Source organism: Cognatiluteimonas telluris (assembly GCF_011320095.1).
GTDB classification, from domain to species: domain Bacteria; phylum Pseudomonadota; class Gammaproteobacteria; order Xanthomonadales; family Xanthomonadaceae; genus Cognatiluteimonas; species Cognatiluteimonas telluris.
The window spans coordinates 39,547-58,435 of the sequence record NZ_JAANOY010000008.1 but is presented as its reverse complement, the minus strand read 5'-3'; the positions used below and the strand labels follow the sequence as shown (position 1 = coordinate 58,435).

The following is an 18,889-nucleotide window of genomic DNA, read 5'->3' as shown; positions in this document are numbered from 1 at the left end:
CCCACGATGAGCCGCCCCCGCAATCCGTATGCCGACCTGTCGCCGGCGCACTTCTGGCGCCGCGCTGTCTCCACGGTCGAACGCCACCTGCTCGATCCGGTGGTCGCCGCGCGCTTCACGATCGGGCGCCAGGACAAGGTCGCGACCGCCGGCAGCTGTTTCGCCCAGCACATCGCACGCAAGCTGCAGGCCGCCGGGTTCAATTATTTCATCGCCGAACGGCTCCGGGGCGCCACCCCCGAGCAGGCGCGCGCCCGCGGCTACGGAGTGTTTTCCGCCCGCTTCGGCAATCTCTACACCGTGCGCCAACTGCTGCAGTTGTTCCAGCGCGCCCATGGCGACTGGATGCCGGCCGAGGATCACTGGATCCGGCCGGATGGGCACTACGCCGACCCTTACCGGCCCAACGTCGAGGAGGGCGGCTTCACAACGCTGGACGCGTTGCACGCCGACCGCGCCTCGCACTTGGCGGCCGTGCGGGAAATGTTCGGGCAGGCTAACGTGTTCGTGTTCACGCTGGGCCTGACCGAAGGCTGGCGCTCGCGCCAGGACGGCGCCGTCTTCCCGTTGGCCCCCGGCGTGACCGCGGGCGAATACGATCCGGGCCGGCATGAGTTCGTCAATTTCGACGTCGCCGAAACGGTCGCCGACCTGCGTGCGTTCCTGGGCCTGCTGCGCGCGGTCAATCCACGCGTGCGCGTGCTGCTCACGGTTTCCCCGGTGCCGCTGATCGCGACATTCGAGGATCGCCACGTCCTGACCGCGACGACCTACAGCAAGTCCGTGCTGCGCGTGGCCGCCGAGGGCGTCGTCCGCGAATTCGACTGGGTGGACTACTTTCCGTCGTTCGAGATCATCACCGGCAGCTTCAACGCCGGCATGTACTACCAGCCCGATGCGCGCGAGGTGACCGAGGCCGGCGTCGCCCACGTGATGCGCTGCTTCGCGCGCCACTACCTCGCCGGCAGCCAGCCGGCAGGCGCCGCAACCGGCATGCCCCTGCCGGCCGCGCTCGAGGACGCCGACGCCGGGGAGATCATCTGCGACGAGGAAGCCATCGACCAGATCCGGGAGTAAGCCGCGCGCCCGGGACAGGCCGCCGACCGCGATTCCAGCGTGCCAGCCGATGCGCGCGCACCGTTCGCCGCGCGCGTCGGGCCGCCTGTGGTCGGCGGGCACCCACGCACTTGCGATCAGCAGTGCTTGCCACCGACGACGAGCTTGCCCAGTTCGGTCTTCTTGTCCGCATCGCGCAGCAGCAGCGTCGTGCCCGGGCGTACCCACCGGCCAAGCCTCTGTCCACCAACGGCTCCGCCGCGCGTCACCCGGCGTTCGCCTGCGCGTTGGACCAGGTACAGGACAACGTTCCGGGCGCCGGACGGCTGCACGTTCCAGACCACGAAGAATGGCTTGCGCAACTTGCGACTGGTGCAGACTTCCGGCGTCTCCGACCACAAACCGGTCTTGCCCGAAGCGGCGACCTGTTCCAGTTGCGCGGCTGTCAGCTTGCCTGGACGCCTGGCCGGCGCGGCCGCGGCGTGCGTCTGGTCGGTGGCCGTCGTCGTGCCTGCCCCGGGTGCGGTCGCCGGGCGATTGCAGCCCGCCATCGAAACCACCAGCATTGCGCCGAGAAGCAGGAATCTAGGCATGTCATCGGGGCCAGTCGTGAGCCGCCGATGATAGCATGCGCGCGCCGGCGCCCTGTCGCCACGGTGCCCTACCGGCCATGTCCACTCCGTGACCCTCTTGAAGCACCCCCCTGTACAGGCCGTGGTCGACCTTGCCGCGGCGATCGCGTTGCTGGTGTTCCTGCTCGCCTGGTCGGCCTCCTTCATCAATTCAGATTCGGCGTCGACCATCCTGCTGGCCGACCAGCTCGCGCATGCCGGCCGCCTGGTCTCCCGGGACTGGGCGTATGTCAGCGACAGCCTCGGCTTCGACGGCCGCCTGCAGATCGCGATGCTGGGCGCGCTGGCTTTCGGCCCGACGACCACGACATCGGTGTTCTCGGCGTGCCTGGGCGCGGGTTTCGCATTCGCATCCAGTGCCCTGCTTGCGCGCCTGCTGGGCGCCGACTGGCTGCAGGCCTGCTCCGGCGCGCTGCTGCTGTTGCTGGGGCCGTCGCTGATCTACCTGGACGTCGTTGTCGGCCTTGGCATCTCGGTGCAGATGGGCCTGGTGTGCTGCTACCTGGCGCTGCTGGTGACGTTCGTATTCCGGCGCGGACACGTGGCCACCCTGCTCGGCGCGTTGGCGGTGGCCCTGCTGATGACCGCCTCGTCCCCCAAGAAGGCGCTTGTCTACACCCTGCTGCCGCTGCTGGCTTCCGGGTCGCTGCTGGCATTGGCCGGCTGGGCCGGTTCCGGGTTGGAGCGCGCCCGCCGCAGCCGCCTGCTGCTGGCGATGGGGCTGGCTTGTGCGACGGCGCTGCTGGGGTGGTGGCTGCATATCATGTTGCTGCGGGACGTGTTCGTCGACACGAGTTACGCAACACTCGCATTGGCGTTGACACCCGGGCGAATCGCGACGAATTCCGCCAAGCTGGTCGAGCTGGCGGCGCACTTTGCCGGCTCCCGCCACCTGCTGCTGCCCCAGGCGGCGGTCGCGATCACGACGATGGTGTGGCTGCTGCTGCTGGTGGCCCCCGTGCTGGATGTCCGGCGCAGGCAGTTGTTCTCGCAGGGGCAGGGATTCGTCTACCTCTTCGCGCTGGCTGGATTCGGCGGAATCGTCGTCTACCTGCTGACGTACGAGAACATCAAGCCGTTCTATGGCATCTACTACGCATTGATCCCGTTGTCGCCCCTGCTGCCGGTGGCGGCAACGGTGGCCAGCCGGGCCGAACCCGCGGCGCTGCGCCATGCGGTGCGCGTGGCGCTGATGCTGGGATTGCTGCCGGGCATCGCCAATGTGTGCGCGCTTCCATCGGCGGGACCGTCGGCGTATGCGGGGATGTCCATCAAGCAGCGGACCACGCACCGGGACCAGCTCGCGGCGACCCATTGGTTGCGGCAGCACGGATTCGACCGCGGGTTCGCAACCTATTGGGAAGCCAATACGATCACGCTGCTGTCCGGCGGTGCGATCCAGGTCACACCGATCCGTACGCCCGCAGGCGGGCGGCTGGTCCGTCGGATGGCCTGGCTGGCCGATCGGGACCGCGTCAACTACATGCCGGGCAACGAGCGCTGGTTCATCCTGCTGCCCGTGCGGCAGCATCGGGCTACGCTCCCGCCAAGCTGCCTTCCCGCCGCTTCGGAAGCGATCGTCGCCGGCAATCGCCTCTACACCTATGAGCGGCCGATGCCCGGCTGCCTGCAAAAGCCGGTCCGCTTCCAGCCAATGAAACCACGGAAAAACCGATGACCCCTGCAGTCAACCCGACCCTGGCACGCACGGCCATCGGTTTCGTGCTGGCCGCCGCACTCGTCTGCATCGGCGCAAACGCGCTGCTGTACACCATCAAGGCCGTCAACCCGATGGTCAGCGCGGACGATTGGGTCTTCGTCGACTGGGTCGTGCGCCGGGCGGCGGAAGGACATCTTGCCGTTTCGGACCTGTTCGTGACGCGCAGCCTGTTCGATCACTCCCAGCCGTTGCGGAAATTGATCCTGCTGTTCCACTACCGCTACTTCGACCTGGATTTCGGCATCGCCGCGCTCATCGGGGTCATGGCGTCGTTCTTCAACCTGGCGATGCTATGGCTGCTCGTCCGGCACGGCGGCGATGGGCCGTCACGACCGACGATGCTGGCCAAGGCGGCCTTCGTTGCCCTGGCGGCGGTGTACCTGTCGCTGAATGCCCCCGTGGTCTTCAACTGGTCGCTGCTGACGCTGGGCTACACCAGCCATGCCTTCGTCATCCTGTTCCTGGTCGCGGCATGGTGGGGCTATCGCCATGCGCGTGCGTGGCACCTGGTGGTCCTGTTCGCAGCGGCGATGGCAATGGATATCGTCGCCGATGACGTCGGCCTGATCACCAGCATCGCGGCAATGCTGGCGCTGGTGGTGTTCGGCCTGCGCGACCACCGCCGTGGTGCCGCCTTGAAGGCCTCCATGACGATGCTTGCGGCCTACGGCGTCTATTACCTGGTCCGGGCTTCGATGGCGGTGGGCTACATCAGCCGGGCCGAGCTTCCGGCCTATGCAAGCGGAGCCGGCGGGCCCGAGCCTGGCGTTGCCGAGCGACTGCAGCTGCTGGTGCACCACGCGGGGCAGGTCGTATCGCGGATCGGGATCCCTCTGATCGCGCCGGTCGCCCATCGCGCGCAGCTGCGCTGGATGTTGGGCGACGCCCAATTGGCAGGCGAAATCGCGATCCTGCTTGTCGTACTGGTGCTCCATGGCTGGTTCTGGTGGCGGGCATGGTGCGGTCGGCGCAATGCCATCAGTTTCATGGCCATCGCCCTGATGTGGATGTTCTATGGGCTGGTCGCGGCGACGCTCATCGTCAGGGTCAGCCTTTACGGCCCTGGCTACCTGTGGGTCTCGCGCTATGTATTGATCTACATCTGGAACGTGATGGCATTGCTGCTCATGGCCATCAGTCAGTTGCCCCGGCTCGGGGAAACGACCGCGGATGCGCGGGCGATCCAGCCAGCGGGCCGGATCGTCATGGGCCTGGTGCTCGTGGTGCTCCTGGGGCTGCAGGTCCCGATGAGCCTGCATACCTGGCAGGGAGTCACCTATCGCAGCGTCTATCTACAGCGACGTGCGGCGTGGCTGGATGCATTGGCGCAGCAGAAGCCCAGGAAGGCGACGCACTGTGCGATCGGAAGCGACGACTGTGGCAACTACGTCAGCGTCGCCCGCTTCCTGCGCAGCCATCAACTGAGCGTGTATTCCCGGAAGTTCCGCCTTCGCAACCGGCTTTATCCAAGTCAGGCCATGCTGCCTTCCGGGCCACCCGACGCCAGGGCGCGGCGGGCGCTTTCGAGCACTTCGTCCATGTGAGGCTCCAGGCCCACCCAGAGCGGCATCCGCACGAGCCGGTCGCTGATGTCGTCGGTGACCGACATCGATCCATGCGCGCGACCCAGCCGGATGCCCGCTGGCGAGGAATGGAGCGGGATGTAATGGAAGACGGCGCCAATGCCGCTGTCGCGCAAGGTCTCGATGAAGTGCGTCCGCGCCTGCAATGACGGCAACAGCAGGTAGTACATGTGCGCGTTGTGCTCGCAATCGGCGGGGATGACCGGCCGGCGCAGGAGTCCCTGCCGTTCAAGCGGCTCGGCCCACGCGTGGTAGCGCTCCCAGAGCGCCATGCGCCGCGCGGTGATGGCATCCGCGTCCTCCAGTTGCGCAGCCAGGAAGGCCGCGATGATCTCGCCCGGCAGGTAGGAGGAGCCGATGTCCACCCAGGTGTACTTGTCGACCTGGCCGCGGAAGAACTGGCTGCGGTTGGTGCCTTTCTCGCGGATGATCTCCGCACGCTCGGAAAGGGCGGGATCGTTGACCAGCAGCGCACCGCCTTCGCCGGAGATGACGTTCTTGGTTTCATGGAAGCTCAGCGCACCCAACGCGCCGAAGCTGCCCAGCGGCTTGCCGCGGTAGGTCGAGAAGATCCCTTGCGCCGCATCCTCCACGATCGCCAGGCCATGGCGGCGGGCGATGTCCATGATCGCTTCCATCTCGCACGCGACCCCCGCGTAATGGACCATGCAGATCGCTTTGGTCCGTGGGGTGATCGCCGCCTCGATCAGTGATTCGTCGATGTTCAGCGTATCGGCGCGCACGTCCACGAAAACCGGCACCGCTCCGCGCAGCACGAACCCGTTGGCGGTCGAAACGAAGGTGAACGAGGGCATGATGACTTCGTCGCCGGGCTGCAGGTCCAGCAACAGGGCCGCCATTTCCAGGGCAGCGGTGCACGAATGGGTCAGCAGGGCCTTGCGGCAACCCGTCTTGGCCTGGAGCCATTCGTGGCACTGGCGCGTGAAGCGACCATCACCCGACAGGTGTCCGGCCGCGTGCGCCTGGCTGATCAACCACAGTTCGCGCCCGGTCATGTAGGGCTTGTTGAACGGAATCTTCATTGCGGATGCAATCCTCGACGGGGCACGGCTAGAGTGTGTAGATCAGGCAGCCGAGGGTGATGAGGGCCAGGCCCTGCACCTGTCGGCGGGACACGGGTTCGCCGAAGCGCTTCCATCCCATGAAGGCGACCAGCGCGTAGCTCAGGCTCATGAGCACGTAGACCTTGCCGATGCCGAGTTCGCGTGCGGTGAGGATGGTCACCGGCGGGATGCAGACGAACAGCAGGATCGCGAGCGCAAGGGTGCCGTGGCGTCCGGACAGGTGCCAGGCCTTGAAGGCGATCTGTGCCGTCGCGGTGCACGACAGCACGAGCAGCAGCGATGCATAGGCCACCAGCGTCGTTCCCACGGTCAAGCCGCGCCCTGCCGCGTGGCGACCAGCAGGCAGCTGGCGCCGAAGGTGAGCTCGCGGCCGCGGGACAACGCGCGCACCTCACCGGACAGCAGCCGTTGCAGCAGCGAGCCCATTGGCCGATGTTCCCCGGCAACCTGCGCCCGCCCGCGGGACGGCGCCCGGCGCAGCCCCAGGCGTTCGGGCAGGCAACGCAGGAGCAGCATCGGAAGTGGCAGCGGCCGGAAGTAATAGCTGCATAGCTCGACCGTGTAATCGCAACGTTCGAACAGTCCACGCAGCTCTCCGGTGGTGTACCGCCGGAAATGGCCCGCCCGGTCGTCGGCGCTCGACCACAGCCATCGATGCGCTGGAACCGTCACGTACATCCGCCCTCCATCGGCAAGCATCGCGCGCATTGCGCGCAAGGCGCCGGCATCGTCCTGGATGTGTTCGAGCACGTCGAACAGGCCAATGGCGCCAAGGCTGCCCTTGGCGACGTCCAGGTCGACCACCGATGCCTGTACCAGTTCGTCGATCTCACGCTCGCGGGCATGGGCGATACCCGCGGTCCCGGGCTCGATCAGCAGTACGCGGTAGCCCAGGCTACGGACCATCGCCGCCACGAACCCGTTGCCTCCGCCGATGTCGGCAAACGGCAGCGTGCGATCGGGGGGCAGGTGGGCAATGGCGGCGGCAATGCACTGGTTGCGGTGCGCGAACCAGAACGAATTGCCTTCGACGTCGTGGACGGTCTCGTGCCCGGCGTCCGGGTAGGACACCGCCGAACTGGAGATCGCGCGCCAGATGCCGTCCCCGTCGCGTTCGACGTTGGTGATGATTTGCGGCAGCGGTCGTTGCATTTCAGTCGATGATTGGCGGGTCGGGCGCGTCGGCGGGGTGGGGTCTGGCAGTCACCATCAGCACCACGCCCGCCATGACCACGGTGGCTCCCGCGACCTGCATGGCCCCGATCGCTTCGCCCATCGTCCAGGCCAGCAGCACCACGGCGGGGAAGAAAATCGCCGACAAGGGGTACGCCAGGCTGATCGGATAACGCTTGTAGATGCCGCTCCAGATGAAGAATCGCGCGAACCCCAGTGCAAGCACGATGAGCAGCAGGCCCGCGCCGAGCAGCGGTGGCGGTGGCGGCGTTGCGGCCGCAAGCTTGACCAGCCAGGCGTTCACCAGTTGCAGTCCCACGCTCAGTGCCACCAGGGCAAGCAGGATCGCCAGCCTGGCGCGCGGGGTGCGCATCGATGCGCCCGCGCCTTCGCCAACGCGTTCAACCATGGGATTCGAACACCGGGAACTGCTCCGGCGCCGAGCTCTCCACCAGCAGGCGCCCGATGTATTCGCCGACGATGCCCAGCGACAGCAGGATCGCGCCGCCGACCAGGGTGATGAGCACCGCGAGCGACGTCCAGCCCTTGACCGCGGTGCCGTGCAGCAGCGCGCCGGAGACGAGGTAAACCGCGAACACCGCGCTGGCGATGCTCGTCACCAGCCCCAGCGCGGACGTCAGGCGCAGCGGGACGCTGGAATGGTTGATCAGGAGGTAGGACGTGAGCTTGAGCAGCTTGCGCAAAGTGTAGTGGCTGGCGCCGTGCCGGCGCGCATCGTGCGCGACGTCGACGTTGGCGATGCGCTCGGCCGGGATCAGGCCGAAGAACAGCGCCGGCAGGTAGGTCTGCACGCCGCGATAGCTGCCCAGCACCGTCGCCGCGCGCCGGGTCATCGCACGGTAGCTCGACAGCGACAGGTCGCGTGGCTTTCCAAGCACCACGCCCACCAGGCGCTGCACGAACGCGCTGGAGAAATTCCGCCACGCGCTGTGCTTCTTCTCGTCGCGGATGCGGCCGATGACCAGGTCGAAGCCTTCGTCCAGCCTGGCGAGGAAGGCCGGGATTTCTTCCGGCGGGTTCTGCAGGTCGTCGTCGAGGGTGATGACGACATCGCCGCGCGCGGCCTTGATCCCGCACAGGGTGGCATGGTGCTGGCCCATGTTGCGGCCGAAGCGGATCAGCCGCACGCGCGGATCGCAGGCACGCAGCGCCAGCATGTGGCCGAAGGTGCCGTCTCCGCTGGCATCGTCGACCAGGATCAGTTCCCACTCGCTGGCCACGCCCGACAGGGCCGCGGCCACGCGCGCATGCAGCGCCGGCAGGATCGGGCCGCTGCGGAAGACGGGCACGACAACGCTGAGCATTAGGCCCATGCGCACTCGCGGGGATTCGGGCGCAGGTCGAGGGCGGCAGGCGAGGGCGGGTTGGAGCCGGAAGTCACGGGGCGGGCTCGGTTCGGGTCCGGTTCTTGGGGGCAGCGTCGATACAGCGGATCGCCGCCACGCGGCCCCGCCGCAAGCGCGGGCCGAGGCGGCGGGCCATGGTAGCCGAATTGGCGCGCGGCTTGTCCCGCCGGAACGTGTCGCGGCGCGGCCGCTGCGCGCCCGCGTGGCGGCCGTCGCCCGGAAGGCGGCATGTATACTTCGGCCCCCGCGCCACCCCTTCATCCACGGGTCCGCACGGCGGATCGCGGTGCGCGCCCGCACGCCCACGTTACGCAGTGGGCCGAGAGGTCCCGATGCCCCGCACGCTCTCCAACCTGCCTGAGTTGCTCGCTGCGCACGGCGCGGCCCTGGGCGTCGTTGAAGTGCGCGAGGCCGGGTTGCTGGGCCGCGTGCGGCAGACCGGATTCGCATGGACGCGGCAGCCCGGCGTGGCCAGCCTGGCGGCCAACCGCGCCTGGTTCGCTGTCGCGCGCGACAACCCCGACGTCGTGGCGATCATCGCCCCCGCGGCGGTCGCCGCGCGTGAGTCCGCGCCGGGCAAGGCGGTCATCGTCTGCGATCCCGCCGACGCGCTATACCACTTCCTCCACGCCCGCCAGTCGCTCGACGGGCAGGCAGGCGAGCCGGACATCGACGCCAGCGCGATGGTCGATGCCTCGGCCGTCCTCCGCGGCACGGTCCGCATCGAGGCCGGCGCGCGGATCGGACCGCGCGTGGTCCTCGACGGCCCGCTGCTCGTCGGTCGCGATGCGCGCATCGACGCCGGCGCGGTGGTCGGTTGCGACGGCCTGTACGTCAAGCAGGTGCTCGGCGAGCGGCTGCACATGCCGCACCTGGGCGGCGTCGAGATCGGCGCCGGTGCCCACGTGCATGCCGGCGCGGTGGTGGTGCGCTCGGCGGTGCGTGGCGAATCCACCCGCATCGGCGCCGGCGCCCACGTTGGGGTGCTGAGCAACATCGGCCACGACGTCGACGTGGGCGCGGCGGCCACCATCTCCAGCAACTGCGTGGTCGCCGGCCGCGCGCGCATCGGTGCGCGGGCCTGGATCGGCGCCTCGGCGAGCATCTCCAACATGGTGCGGATCGGCGACGACGCCCAGGTGCGCATCGGGGCGGTCGTCATCCAGGACGTGGCCGACGGCGCCGAGGTCTCCGGCAACTTCGCACTGCCGCACGCGCGCAACATGAAACGCCACCTCAGGGACAGCCGCCATGACGCCTGACCGCCAGCTGTGCTTCAAGGGCGCGCGCCAGTACCTGCATAGCACCACGCTGTTCGACGACCTGCTCGCCGTGCGCGGCGAGGCTGCCGGACCGATCGACTTCCGCTTCGAGCACAAGACCGCGCACCAGGTGCGCTACCTCGAGGGCGACGCGCCCGATACCGGCGGCGACGCGGTACAGGTCGCGAGCTGGCGTGATGCACGCGGCCAGGTCCGCGTCGTCGAGCGTGAAGCGCTGATTGACTGCCGCACCGGCTACGACGAGGACGGGTTGGCACGTTCGTTCGCCTGCGACGGCAACGTCATGGCCATCCCCGCCGAGGTCGGCGAACATTCCGCAATCGAAGCGATCGTCGCCGGGTTCAAGGCGCTGCTGCTGCGCACGGTGGCCGGGCCGGGCGCCAAGCTGGCCTTCGTGCGCATCCGCCTGGCCGCCGCCCCGCGCTTGCCGCTTCAGGTGCGCTACAACCGCCGCATCGGCGAGTTCTACCAAGGAGACCTGGTCAGCGCCGATGGCATCATCGGCCAGATCTTCTTCGGCGAGTGGCGATGATCGGGATCAAGGCCATCGGCAGTTTCGTCGCGCCCCAGCGCGTGTCCAACCAGGCACGGCGCGAGGCGGCGGGGAAGGACGAGGCGTTCATCCGCGACAAGATCGGCTTCGAGTCGCTGGCCCGGCGCGCGCCAGGTCAGGAAACCTCGGACATGTGCGTGTCCGCGTTCGAGGCCTTGGCGGCGACGCCGGGTTTCGACCCGGCGCGGGTCGACTGCCTGGTCGTGTGCACGCAGAACCCCGATGCACACGGCCTGCCGCATACCGCAGCCGTGGTGCACGGCAAGCTCAAGCTCGGCCATGGCGTGGCCTGCTTCGACATCTCGCTGGGCTGCTCGGGTTATGTCTACGGCCTGGCCGTGGTGAGCGCGTTCATGGCCGCCAACGGCCTGCGCAACGGCCTGCTGTTTACCGCCGACCCCTATTCCAAGATCCTCGATCCGCTGGACTGGGATACCGAATTGCTGTTCGGTGACGCCGCCACCGTCACATGGCTGGGCGAGGATCCCGTCTATGCATGCCGGCCCGGCATGTTCGGCAGCGACGGTTCACTGGGGCATTCGATCCGCGTCGCCGAGCCCGGCGGTCGCCTGGCGATGCTCGGCAGCAACGTCTTCAAGTTCAGCATGACCGCGGTTCCGGCGCAGATCGAGGCCTACCTGGCGCGTGAAAGGATCGAACCGGCCGACATCGACGAATACCTGCTGCACCAGGGCAGCCGCTTCATCGTCGACAATCTGTCGCGCAGGCTCGGGCTGCCGGAGGGCAAGGCGCCATTCGAAGCCGCGCAGACCGGGAACACCGTGTCCTCGTCGCTGCCGCTGCTGCTGGAAAAGCGATTGGCGCGGCCGCCGGCGCGGCTGCTGCTCAGCGGTTTCGGCGTCGGCCTGTCCTGGGCGACCATGGTGATCGAAGCGCAACACCCCAAGGCAAGTACCTTCCAGGCAAGGAATCCGCAATGATCGACAAGAACACGTTCCGCGACGCCGTCGTCGAAGGTATCCGCCGGGTCAAGACCACCGGCACGGTGACGATCGCCGACGACGAGACTTTCACCCATGCCGGCCTGGATTCGCTGGACGCGATGAACCTGGTGCTGGAGGTCGAGGCCATCACCGGGCTGAATTTCGGCGAGTTCGACCTGTCCGACGCCAACACCATCAACGAGTTCTACCGCAAGGCCGAGCAGCTCGGCGGCGGCGCGTAGGACATGCAGGGAGCAGCTTCGATGAACCAGTCAACGCCTGCCGCGCCTGGGCGGTCGAAAATCTTCGCCGATGCGCGCATCGCGCTCGATGGTGTGGTCAACGACCACCAGACCCTCGCCGTCGGCGGCTTCGGCCTGTGCGGCATCCCCGAGGCCCTGATCGCCGCGCTGCGCGATAGCGGCGCCAACGGGCTGACGGTCATTTCCAACAATGCCGGCGTCGACGGCTTCGGCCTCGGCCTGCTGCTGGGCACGCGCCAGATCCGCAAGATGATTTCGTCCTACGTGGGCGAGAACAAGGAATTCGAGCGCCAGTTCCTGGCCGGCGAGCTGGAGCTGGAGTTCAACCCGCAGGGCACACTCGCCGAGCGCCTGCGCGCAGGCGGCGCCGGCATCCCGGCCTTCTACACCGCGACCGGTTACGGCACGGTCGTCGCCGAAGGCAAGGAGACGCGCGAATTCAACGGCCGCATGTACGTGATGGAAACCGCGCTGGTGGCCGACGTCTCGCTGGTCAAGGCGTGGAAGGCCGACGCCGCCGGCAACCTGGTGTTCCGCAAGACCGCGCGCAATTTCAATCCGGCTTGCGCCATGGCGGGCAAGCTGTGCATCGCCGAGGTGGAGGAAATCGTCGACGTCGGCGCGATCGATCCCGACCACGTGCACCTGCCCGGTATCTACGTCGACCGCATCGTGCTCAATGCGACGCCGGAAAAACGCATCGAGCAGCGCACCATCGCCCAGGGAGCGCACTGACATGGCCTGGACCCGCGACGAGATGGCGCAGCGCGCCGCACGCGAACTCACCGATGGTGCCTACGTCAACCTGGGCATCGGCCTGCCGACGCTGGTCGCCAACTACATTCCGCAGGGCGTGGACGTGTGGCTGCAATCCGAAAACGGTCTGCTCGGCATCGGCCCGTTCCCGACCGAGGACGAGATCGATGCCGACCTGATCAACGCCGGCAAGCAGACCGTCACCGCGCGCCCGGGCGCGAGTTATTTCGGCAGCCACGACTCGTTCGCGATGATCCGCGGCGGCCATGTCGACCTGGCGATCCTGGGAGCGATGGAAGTCACCGACAAGGGTGACCTGGCCAACTGGATGGTGCCGGGCAAGATGGTCAAGGGCATGGGCGGCGCGATGGACCTGGTCGCCGGCGTGCAGCGGGTGGTGGTGCTGATGGAACACACCACCAAGAACGGCGCGCCGAAGATCCTGCCCGAATGCACGTTGCCGCTGACCGGCGTGGGCGTGGTCGACCGGATCATCACCGACCTGGCGGTGTTCGACATCGCCGACGAGGGCCTGCGGCTGGTGGAAATGGCGCCCGGAGTCGATGCCGATATGCTGCGCACCCGGACCGGCGTCACGTTCCGCTAGCGGATGAATGCGACGCCATTCCCGGTTCGGGGCATCCGTCGTCCTGAACGGGGCCGGTTCACCGCCGGTTGGATGCACGCTCCAGATCATCCGTGCACTCTTTTAATGCCGCCGGCGCGTCCGGCCTGCAGGGGAAGTCGCCATGCTGTTCCAACACAACCCGTTGTCGTTTCCGTCCACGCGGTGCCTCCAGTTCGGTGCGCTCGCGCTGGCCGTCCTCTTCGCCGCCGGGTGCACCAAGGCGCCTGCAGGCCAGGCGAGCGCAGCGACGGCTTCGGCCGGCGCGGCGGAGAAGGCGCCCGGCGTCGCTGCCAAACCGGCATCGCGCCCGGCGTCGCGCCTGGCCGCCAGCCATGAGTTCGCCACCCTGCCTGATCGCGGCACGCTGCTCGATTACCACGTGCGCGATGTCGTCCACGATGGCGCCTACACCTGGTATCCCGCCGGGCTGAGCGAGAGCCACGCCCTCAATGCGATGGCCAAAGGCCACCTGCGGCTCACCACGCCGGCGGGCAAGCCGCTGGACATCCAGTATGACCGCCATGTGGAGCACGCGTCAGGCGATTGGACCTGGATCGGCCATATCGCGGGCCATCCGGACCAGCAGACCATCCTGACATTCGGCGCGCATGCCGCATTCGGCACCATCGGGCAGCCTGGTGGGTTGCCGCTGCGCCTGACCGTGCGCAATGGCGGCAGCTGGGTGGTGGAAACCGATCCGGCCAAGATCGCCCTGATCGACAACGCCGCCACCCGGCCGCAGCGGCCCGACTTCAAGCGGCCGCCGAAATCCACCGGCGCCGGCATCCAGGCCGCGGGCGCGAAGGCGATCGCATCCGCCGCGGGCACCAGTGCGGCCACCACCGCGTCCACCACGACCGTGGACCTGCTGATCGGCTATACGCCCGGCTTCGCCACCGCCAACAACGGCAACTCCGGCGCGGTGACGCGACTGAACCACCTCGTCGATGTCGCCAACGCCGCCTACGTCAACAGCGACGTGGCCGCCAAGGTGCGCCTGGTCGGGACGATGGCGGTGTCCTACACCGACACCACCGACAATGGCGATGCACTGGAAAAGCTTTCCGGCTATGACGCCGACACCAATTCCAACATCACACCCGACCCGGCATTCAACGCGCTGCGCGCCGCACGCGAAACCTACGGTGCCGACCTGGTGTCGCTGGTGCGCAAGTACGACGACCCCACCAACGGTGGCTGCGGCATCGCCTGGTTGATCGGCGGTAGCCAGAGCGGCGTGGCGACCAGCGATTCGCCGTTCGGCTACTCGGTGGTCAGCGACGGCACCGATGCCGGCTCCGATGGCAAGACGTACTACTGCCTGGACGAGACGCTGGCCCACGAGATGGGCCACAACATGGGCGCCGCCCACGACGTGGAGACCGCAAAGGGCGACGACGGCACGCTGAACTCGGACGACTACGGCGCCTATCCGTATTCGTTCGGCTACAAGACCACGTCGACCAACGGCAATTTCTACACGATCATGGCCTATGGCGACACCGGCCAGACGATCTACAGGATCTTTTCCGATCCCCGCAGCACCTTCTGTGGCGGCAAGGCGTGCGGTACGACGACCCAGGCCGACAACGCCCGCACGCTGACGCAGACGATCCCCGTGATCGCCAGCTTCCGCACTGCCGTATCCGCCGAGCCGGCACCGGACACCGACCGCTACCTGCTGCGCCGCGCCAATCCCAACGGCGACCGCTACGGCGACCTGCTGCTGTTCAACCACGCCACGAACCGGCTCGAGAACTGGTTCATGAACGGAACCAAGCGCCTGGCATACAACTCGCTGGGCCTCAGCGGCGCCCTGTCGCTGGTCGATACCGGCGACTTCAATGCCGATCGCCGGGTGGACCTGCTCTTCGTGGACAACGCCAAGCACCGCCTGGTGATGGGCCTGAGCACCGGCGCGCGCTACGCCTTCACGACCCTGGCCTATACGTACGGGTCGCGACAGGTGCCGATCGGCTTGGCGGACGTCAACGGAAACGGAACCGCCGACATCCTGATGCGCGACACCAGCACCGGGCGGGTGACCACGTGGTACATGTCGGGGACCAAGCGCACGGCCTACAACGCGCATGATTTTTCGATCGGCTACAACTTCGTCGGGGCGGCGGACTTCAATGGCGACCGCCGGCAGGACCTGCTATGGACCGACGAGAACGGCGGCCTGCTGCTCAGCCTGAGCACCGGGACGTCGTTCAACAGCGAGCAGCTGGCGCAGCGGTATTCGACCAGCTACCGTGTCGCGGGCGTCGAGGAGATCAACGGCAATGGCAAGGCCGACATCATCTTCACCAGGAAGGACAACAAGGTGGTGGCGATCTGGTACATGGATGGGTTCACGCGCACGGCGTCCAATGCACATACCACCGACCCGGCCTACCGGCTGGTGGGCAAGGGCGACTTGGATGGCAATCGCAAGGGCGACCTGATCTTCTCCAACCCGTCCACGCGCAAGATCAAGGTCATGTTCAGCAGCGGGACCGCCGTCACTTCCGCGGTGCTCGGCTACGTGCCCAAGTCCGGGTATCGGCTGATGGACGTGCAGTAAGGCGCGCCTGGCGCGGCCGGCCCCGGGGGCTGGCCGCGATCGATTACTCGTCCTTCTGCTTGAACGGGCAGCGCGACGATTCCAGCGTCCGGCGTGCCAGCTCCACGCCCTTGTCGTCGCGCAGCACGAAGGTCAATCCATCGCTGCCCCAGCGGCCGGTCTTGCGTTGCCCGGCCGGCTTGCCGCGGGTCCACAGATGCTCGTTGGCGCCCGGGCGGTTGATGAAGACCTTGACTATCCGTGTCGGGTGGCGGCCGGCGTCCCAGCGCACGAGGATCGGTTCGCCATGGCCGGCTGCACAGCCGGGCACGATGGCCGGATCCAGGTCGAGCTTCGCGCGCGAGCAGCTCGCCAGTGCGATGCCGGCGCATCCCAGCAGCAGTGCGAGGATGCCACTGGTGGCTGGTGTCCTGCGCAAATGGTTCATTTCGCCCCCTGGCGGTGCTGTGCGTGGGCGCCGATGTTGGCGAAGCTGCCATTGATGCGAGCCACCGCGGCGGCATCGAGGCCGCGGTAAAGTGCAGGCGGCAAGGTCCTGGTCTCAGGCGACATGCGCTGGGAAAGCGAACGTGTAAGTTCGAAATAGCGATCGTCGTCCACGCCCGCCAGGTGCAGCAGCATGCCTGGCAGCATCCACGCTTCGGCATGCGGGATCGTGGTCGCCTCGGGGCGGTCGGTGCGCAGCATCACCCACGGCACGTATTGCTTCGGTCCCGGGCGGCCGTCGTGGAAGCCCATGGTGTCGAACACGTCGCGCAGGCCCGGCAGGTGGTCGCCGAAGAACAGCAGCACCGTCGGCCGCTTGCGCGCCTGCAGCGCTTGCAGCAGGCGCTCGAACTGCGCGTCCGCGCGATGCGCGTGGTAGAGGTAGTTGCGCAGTTGCAGCGCCTGTTCGGCATTGAGCTTGGGTGGTACCTGCACGGCGTCGCGCGCGGCCCGGTCGGTGGTTTTCACGTCGTTGTAGGGGCCATGCGTCTCGATGCTCAATGCCAGGACCATCGTCGGCTTCCTGGCCTGCCGCAACTGGTCCAGGACGACATCGGTCATCACCGCATCCGAGATCCAGCGCCCGTTGTGGGCGGCATTGCGCGGAAACTGCTTCCGGGTGATGAAGCGGTCGAAGCCAATCGCCTGGTAGGCGTTCTGCCGGTTCCAGAAACTGCCCGAGTTGCCATGCACGGCGATCGCGGCGTAGCCGTGCCGCTTGAGCGCGCTTACCAGGCTGGGGATGCGATCGCGCACCAGCGTCACGTACGGGAACGTCGCGTTGGGAAAGGCATCCATCGGCATGCCCGTCAGCACTTCGAATTCGGTGCGGATGGTGCCGCCGCCGAAGGTCGGCACCTTCATGTAGCCACCGTGGCCGGCTGCGATCTGCGCGCGCACGTTGGGCACCGTGGGCGGCAGGTTCTCCATCCCGTTCATGATCGTCGGATCGAACAGCGATTCGCTGAGGACCACAACGACGTCGGGCTGGACGGCGTCGCTGGAGACCGGCGTGACCTGCACCGGCACCTGCTGCAGCAACTGCTTCACCGCGGTCGCATCGACCCGCTGGAAGGTGCGCATGTTCTTGTTGTGGGTGTAGACGAGGTTGGACATCAACCCGCCGTGCAGGATCGCCGGCCATGCCTCGAAACGCGAAGGCCGCATGGAGACGCGCTGGTACCAGCTGCTCCACGGCGGCAGCGACGCGACCATGGTGTAGACCAGCACGATGGCCACGCCGCCAAGCAGCAGTTGCGCGGTGCGCAGGGCGCGGAAGGCAGGCTTCTCCGCGCGCCACAGCAGCACGCCAAGTGCGACGGCCAGCAGCGCGCCGAGGCCGGCCAGCCATGGATGCTGGATGTACTGCCCGAGCAGTTCGAACGAGGATCGATCGATGCTGGTGATGAAGTACAGGTCCTGCAGGCCGACCGGATCGTTGAGCACCGCCATCTTGAGCGTGGAGGCGTGGTAGACCAGAGCCTGCAGGATCGCGACCAGCAGGAAGGAGCACCCGGGCCTGCGCGTCAACGCCGTCAGCAGGCAGGCGAAGACGATTCCGGGCAGCGCGTTGCCGAGCACGAACCAGCCGAAATACGCCTCGCGCGCGACGCCCAGCATGCGCCGGTCCAGCCACCAGGCCAGCGCGGCGAACAGCAGGCTGTACAGGGCCATCAACACGATCCAGCCCCAGGAGCGGCGGCTGCGGGCGGGTGCGGCGTCTTGCATTGGGGAGGGCACGGCGGTCATGGCCTGGAAGTTGGATGGTTGGCGCGGCGGCGACACGGGAACGGCCTCGGATCCGGCGCACAGGGCCGGAGCCGATGGCCCGGCCGACGGCCCGCGTCCTCGACCTCAGAGGGCCTGCTGCAGTTCCGGCAACAGCTTGAAAAGATCGCCGACCAGGCCGATGTCGGCGACCTCGAAGATCGGGCTCTCCGGATCCTTGTTGATCGCGACGATGGTGCCGGCGTCCTTGATCCCGGTCAGGTGCTGGATCGCGCCGCTGATGCCTACGGCGATGTAGAGGTCGGGCGCGATGATCTTGCCGGTCTGGCCGACCTGCAGTTCGCTGGACACATAACCGGCATCCACGGCGGCGCGCGAGGCGCCAACGGCGGCGCCAAGCTTGTCGGCCAGGTCATAGATGATCTTGAAGTTCTCCGCCGAGCCGACGCCGCGGCCACCGGACACCACCCGTCGCGCGCCCTGCAGGTCCGGGCGATCGGAATTGCCGGCGGCCAGGCCGATGTACCGGGTGTGGGTCGGCAGCGTGGCATCGACCTGCGCCGGTTCCACCGCGGCCGTGCCGCCGCCGGAAGCTTCGGGCCACGATGCGGTGCGGATGGTGGCCACCACGATGCGATCGGCCGGTGCCTGCACGGTCACGATCGCATTGCCGGCGTAGATTGGTCGCTTGAAGACGTGGCTGGATTCAACCGCCATCACGTCGGACACCTGCGCCACGCCGAGCAGCGCGGCCACGCAGGGCATGAGGTCCTTGCCGAAGGTTGTGCTGGGACCAAACACGTGGGTGTAGCCGGCGCCCAGTTGCGCGACCTGCGGAGCCTGCACCTGCGCGATCGCCTGCGCGTCGGCGACGTTGGCCACCGCCAGCACCCGCGTGACCCCGGCGATCTGCGCCGCCTGTGCGGCGACGGCGGCCGGATCGGCGGCGAGCACGGCGACATCGATCGCCTCGGGTTGCAGCGCCTGCGCGGCGGACACGCAGCGTGCGGTCGCGGCGTTGAGCTTGCCATCGAGGTGTTCGGCGACGATGAGTACCTTGGACATG

The 18,889-nt window shown here is 67.7% G+C and carries 19 protein-coding genes; 10 read left to right on the top strand and 9 right to left on the bottom strand.

Annotated features, from left to right (window positions below; all coding sequences use genetic code 11):
- Positions 1-6 precede the first annotated feature (6 nt).
- Positions 7-1,077: a GSCFA domain-containing protein gene (locus G7B67_RS06605; protein WP_166209778.1), complete on the top strand. Its 1,071-nt coding sequence runs from the start codon at positions 7-9 to the stop codon at positions 1,075-1,077.
- Between the two features lie 116 nt (positions 1,078-1,193).
- Here G7B67_RS06605 and G7B67_RS06600 read toward each other — a convergent pair whose 3' ends face one another.
- Positions 1,194-1,649, bottom strand: a complete 456-nt coding sequence (locus tag G7B67_RS06600) for a hypothetical protein (protein WP_166209775.1) — start codon at positions 1,647-1,649, stop codon at positions 1,194-1,196.
- A gap of 88 nt (positions 1,650-1,737) precedes the next feature.
- Between G7B67_RS06600 and G7B67_RS06595 the strand changes: the two genes are divergently transcribed.
- Entirely contained in the window at positions 1,738-3,366 is a 1,629-nt protein-coding gene (locus tag G7B67_RS06595) for a hypothetical protein (RefSeq protein WP_166209772.1), read from the top strand.
- The gene (locus G7B67_RS06590) at positions 3,363-4,952 is read left to right on the top strand and encodes a hypothetical protein (protein WP_166209769.1); all 1,590 of its coding nucleotides are present in this window, start codon (positions 3,363-3,365) and stop codon (positions 4,950-4,952) included. Before G7B67_RS06595 ends, G7B67_RS06590 begins: the two co-directional genes overlap by 4 nt.
- On the opposite strand, the gene rffA is transcribed toward G7B67_RS06590, so the two are convergent.
- From rffA to G7B67_RS06565, 5 genes are read right to left on the bottom strand one after another with little or no spacing between them, the layout of a single operon-like run.
- Positions 4,880-6,034, bottom strand: a complete 1,155-nt coding sequence (gene rffA / locus G7B67_RS06585; RefSeq protein WP_166209766.1) for a dTDP-4-amino-4,6-dideoxygalactose transaminase — start codon at positions 6,032-6,034, stop codon at positions 4,880-4,882. The genes G7B67_RS06590 and rffA overlap by 73 nt on opposite strands.
- Before the next feature lie 28 nt (positions 6,035-6,062).
- The gene (locus G7B67_RS06580; protein ID WP_166209763.1) at positions 6,063-6,389 is read right to left on the bottom strand and encodes an EamA family transporter; all 327 of its coding nucleotides are present in this window, start codon (positions 6,387-6,389) and stop codon (positions 6,063-6,065) included.
- Positions 6,386-7,228 carry a class I SAM-dependent methyltransferase gene (locus tag G7B67_RS06575; RefSeq protein ID WP_166209760.1) on the bottom strand — a complete coding sequence of 281 codons (843 nt, stop codon included), beginning with the start codon at positions 7,226-7,228 and terminating at the stop codon, positions 6,386-6,388. Before G7B67_RS06575 ends, G7B67_RS06580 begins: the two co-directional genes overlap by 4 nt.
- A 1-nt stretch (position 7,229) precedes the next feature.
- Positions 7,230-7,658, bottom strand: coding sequence for a hypothetical protein (locus tag G7B67_RS06570; RefSeq protein WP_166209757.1), 429 nt, complete (start codon positions 7,656-7,658; stop codon positions 7,230-7,232).
- Positions 7,651-8,583, bottom strand: a complete 933-nt coding sequence (locus G7B67_RS06565; protein ID WP_166209754.1) for a glycosyltransferase family 2 protein — start codon at positions 8,581-8,583, stop codon at positions 7,651-7,653. The genes G7B67_RS06570 and G7B67_RS06565 overlap by 8 nt, the downstream gene beginning before the upstream one ends.
- A 365-nt stretch (positions 8,584-8,948) precedes the next feature.
- On the opposite strand from G7B67_RS06565, the gene G7B67_RS06560 reads away from it, so the two are divergent.
- The 7 genes from G7B67_RS06560 to G7B67_RS06530 all read left to right on the top strand — a co-directional run bounded on the left by G7B67_RS06560 (position 8,949) and on the right by G7B67_RS06530 (position 15,609).
- Positions 8,949-9,878, top strand: coding sequence for an LbetaH domain-containing protein (locus G7B67_RS06560; RefSeq protein ID WP_166209751.1), 930 nt, complete (start codon positions 8,949-8,951; stop codon positions 9,876-9,878).
- Positions 9,868-10,431: a hypothetical protein gene (locus G7B67_RS06555; RefSeq protein ID WP_166209748.1), complete on the top strand. Its 564-nt coding sequence runs from the start codon at positions 9,868-9,870 to the stop codon at positions 10,429-10,431. Before G7B67_RS06560 ends, G7B67_RS06555 begins: the two co-directional genes overlap by 11 nt.
- Positions 10,428-11,393 (top strand): ketoacyl-ACP synthase III, encoded by a 966-nt coding sequence (locus G7B67_RS06550; RefSeq protein WP_166209745.1) that lies wholly within the window; start codon positions 10,428-10,430, stop codon positions 11,391-11,393. The genes G7B67_RS06555 and G7B67_RS06550 overlap by 4 nt, the downstream gene beginning before the upstream one ends.
- The gene (locus G7B67_RS06545) at positions 11,390-11,638 is read left to right on the top strand and encodes an acyl carrier protein (RefSeq protein WP_166209741.1); all 249 of its coding nucleotides are present in this window, start codon (positions 11,390-11,392) and stop codon (positions 11,636-11,638) included. The genes G7B67_RS06550 and G7B67_RS06545 overlap by 4 nt, the downstream gene beginning before the upstream one ends.
- A 21-nt stretch (positions 11,639-11,659) precedes the next feature.
- The gene (locus tag G7B67_RS06540; protein ID WP_166209738.1) at positions 11,660-12,394 is read left to right on the top strand and encodes a CoA transferase subunit A; all 735 of its coding nucleotides are present in this window, start codon (positions 11,660-11,662) and stop codon (positions 12,392-12,394) included.
- Position 12,395: 1 nt separating this feature from the next.
- Positions 12,396-13,022, top strand: coding sequence for a CoA transferase subunit B (locus G7B67_RS06535; protein WP_166209735.1), 627 nt, complete (start codon positions 12,396-12,398; stop codon positions 13,020-13,022).
- 142 nt (positions 13,023-13,164) lie between these two features.
- Complete coding sequence (locus tag G7B67_RS06530; RefSeq protein WP_166209732.1) at positions 13,165-15,609, top strand: reprolysin-like metallopeptidase; 2,445 nt, start codon at positions 13,165-13,167, stop codon at positions 15,607-15,609.
- 43 nt (positions 15,610-15,652) lie between these two features.
- Here G7B67_RS06530 and G7B67_RS06525 read toward each other — a convergent pair whose 3' ends face one another.
- The 3 genes from G7B67_RS06525 to G7B67_RS06515 all read right to left on the bottom strand — a co-directional run bounded on the left by G7B67_RS06525 (position 15,653) and on the right by G7B67_RS06515 (position 18,888).
- Complete coding sequence (locus G7B67_RS06525; protein ID WP_166209729.1) at positions 15,653-16,036, bottom strand: hypothetical protein; 384 nt, start codon at positions 16,034-16,036, stop codon at positions 15,653-15,655.
- The gene (locus G7B67_RS06520) at positions 16,033-17,769 is read right to left on the bottom strand and encodes an LTA synthase family protein (protein ID WP_166209726.1); all 1,737 of its coding nucleotides are present in this window, start codon (positions 17,767-17,769) and stop codon (positions 16,033-16,035) included. The genes G7B67_RS06525 and G7B67_RS06520 overlap by 4 nt, the downstream gene beginning before the upstream one ends.
- A 180-nt stretch (positions 17,770-17,949) precedes the next feature.
- Entirely contained in the window at positions 17,950-18,888 is a 939-nt protein-coding gene (locus tag G7B67_RS06515) for an electron transfer flavoprotein subunit alpha/FixB family protein (protein ID WP_166209723.1), read from the bottom strand.
- Between the last annotated feature and the right edge of the window lies 1 nt (position 18,889).

Bases quoted from the DNA above. Each gene is read 5' to 3' on its own strand.
- G7B67_RS06605 (WP_166209778.1), top strand. From the start codon at position 7: ATGAGCCGCCCCCGCAATCCGTATGCCGACCTGTCGCCGGCGCACTTC.
- G7B67_RS06600 (WP_166209775.1), bottom strand. From the start codon at position 1,649: ATGCCTAGATTCCTGCTTCTCGGCGCAATGCTGGTGGTTTCGATGGCG.
- G7B67_RS06590 (WP_166209769.1), top strand. From the start codon at position 3,363: ATGACCCCTGCAGTCAACCCGACCCTGGCACGCACGGCCATCGGTTTC.
- rffA (WP_166209766.1), bottom strand. From the start codon at position 6,034: ATGAAGATTCCGTTCAACAAGCCCTACATGACCGGGCGCGAACTGTGG.
- G7B67_RS06575 (WP_166209760.1), bottom strand. From the start codon at position 7,228: ATGCAACGACCGCTGCCGCAAATCATCACCAACGTCGAACGCGACGGG.
- G7B67_RS06570 (WP_166209757.1), bottom strand. From the start codon at position 7,658: ATGGTTGAACGCGTTGGCGAAGGCGCGGGCGCATCGATGCGCACCCCG.
- G7B67_RS06565 (WP_166209754.1), bottom strand. From the start codon at position 8,583: ATGGGCCTAATGCTCAGCGTTGTCGTGCCCGTCTTCCGCAGCGGCCCG.
- G7B67_RS06560 (WP_166209751.1), top strand. From the start codon at position 8,949: ATGCCCCGCACGCTCTCCAACCTGCCTGAGTTGCTCGCTGCGCACGGC.
- G7B67_RS06555 (WP_166209748.1), top strand. From the start codon at position 9,868: ATGACGCCTGACCGCCAGCTGTGCTTCAAGGGCGCGCGCCAGTACCTG.
- G7B67_RS06550 (WP_166209745.1), top strand. From the start codon at position 10,428: ATGATCGGGATCAAGGCCATCGGCAGTTTCGTCGCGCCCCAGCGCGTG.
- G7B67_RS06545 (WP_166209741.1), top strand. From the start codon at position 11,390: ATGATCGACAAGAACACGTTCCGCGACGCCGTCGTCGAAGGTATCCGC.
- G7B67_RS06540 (WP_166209738.1), top strand. From the start codon at position 11,660: ATGAACCAGTCAACGCCTGCCGCGCCTGGGCGGTCGAAAATCTTCGCC.
- G7B67_RS06535 (WP_166209735.1), top strand. From the start codon at position 12,396: ATGGCCTGGACCCGCGACGAGATGGCGCAGCGCGCCGCACGCGAACTC.
- G7B67_RS06530 (WP_166209732.1), top strand. From the start codon at position 13,165: ATGCTGTTCCAACACAACCCGTTGTCGTTTCCGTCCACGCGGTGCCTC.
- G7B67_RS06525 (WP_166209729.1), bottom strand. From the start codon at position 16,036: ATGAACCATTTGCGCAGGACACCAGCCACCAGTGGCATCCTCGCACTG.
- G7B67_RS06520 (WP_166209726.1), bottom strand. From the start codon at position 17,769: ATGGCCCTGTACAGCCTGCTGTTCGCCGCGCTGGCCTGGTGGCTGGAC.
- G7B67_RS06515 (WP_166209723.1), bottom strand. From the start codon at position 18,888: ATGTCCAAGGTACTCATCGTCGCCGAACACCTCGATGGCAAGCTCAAC.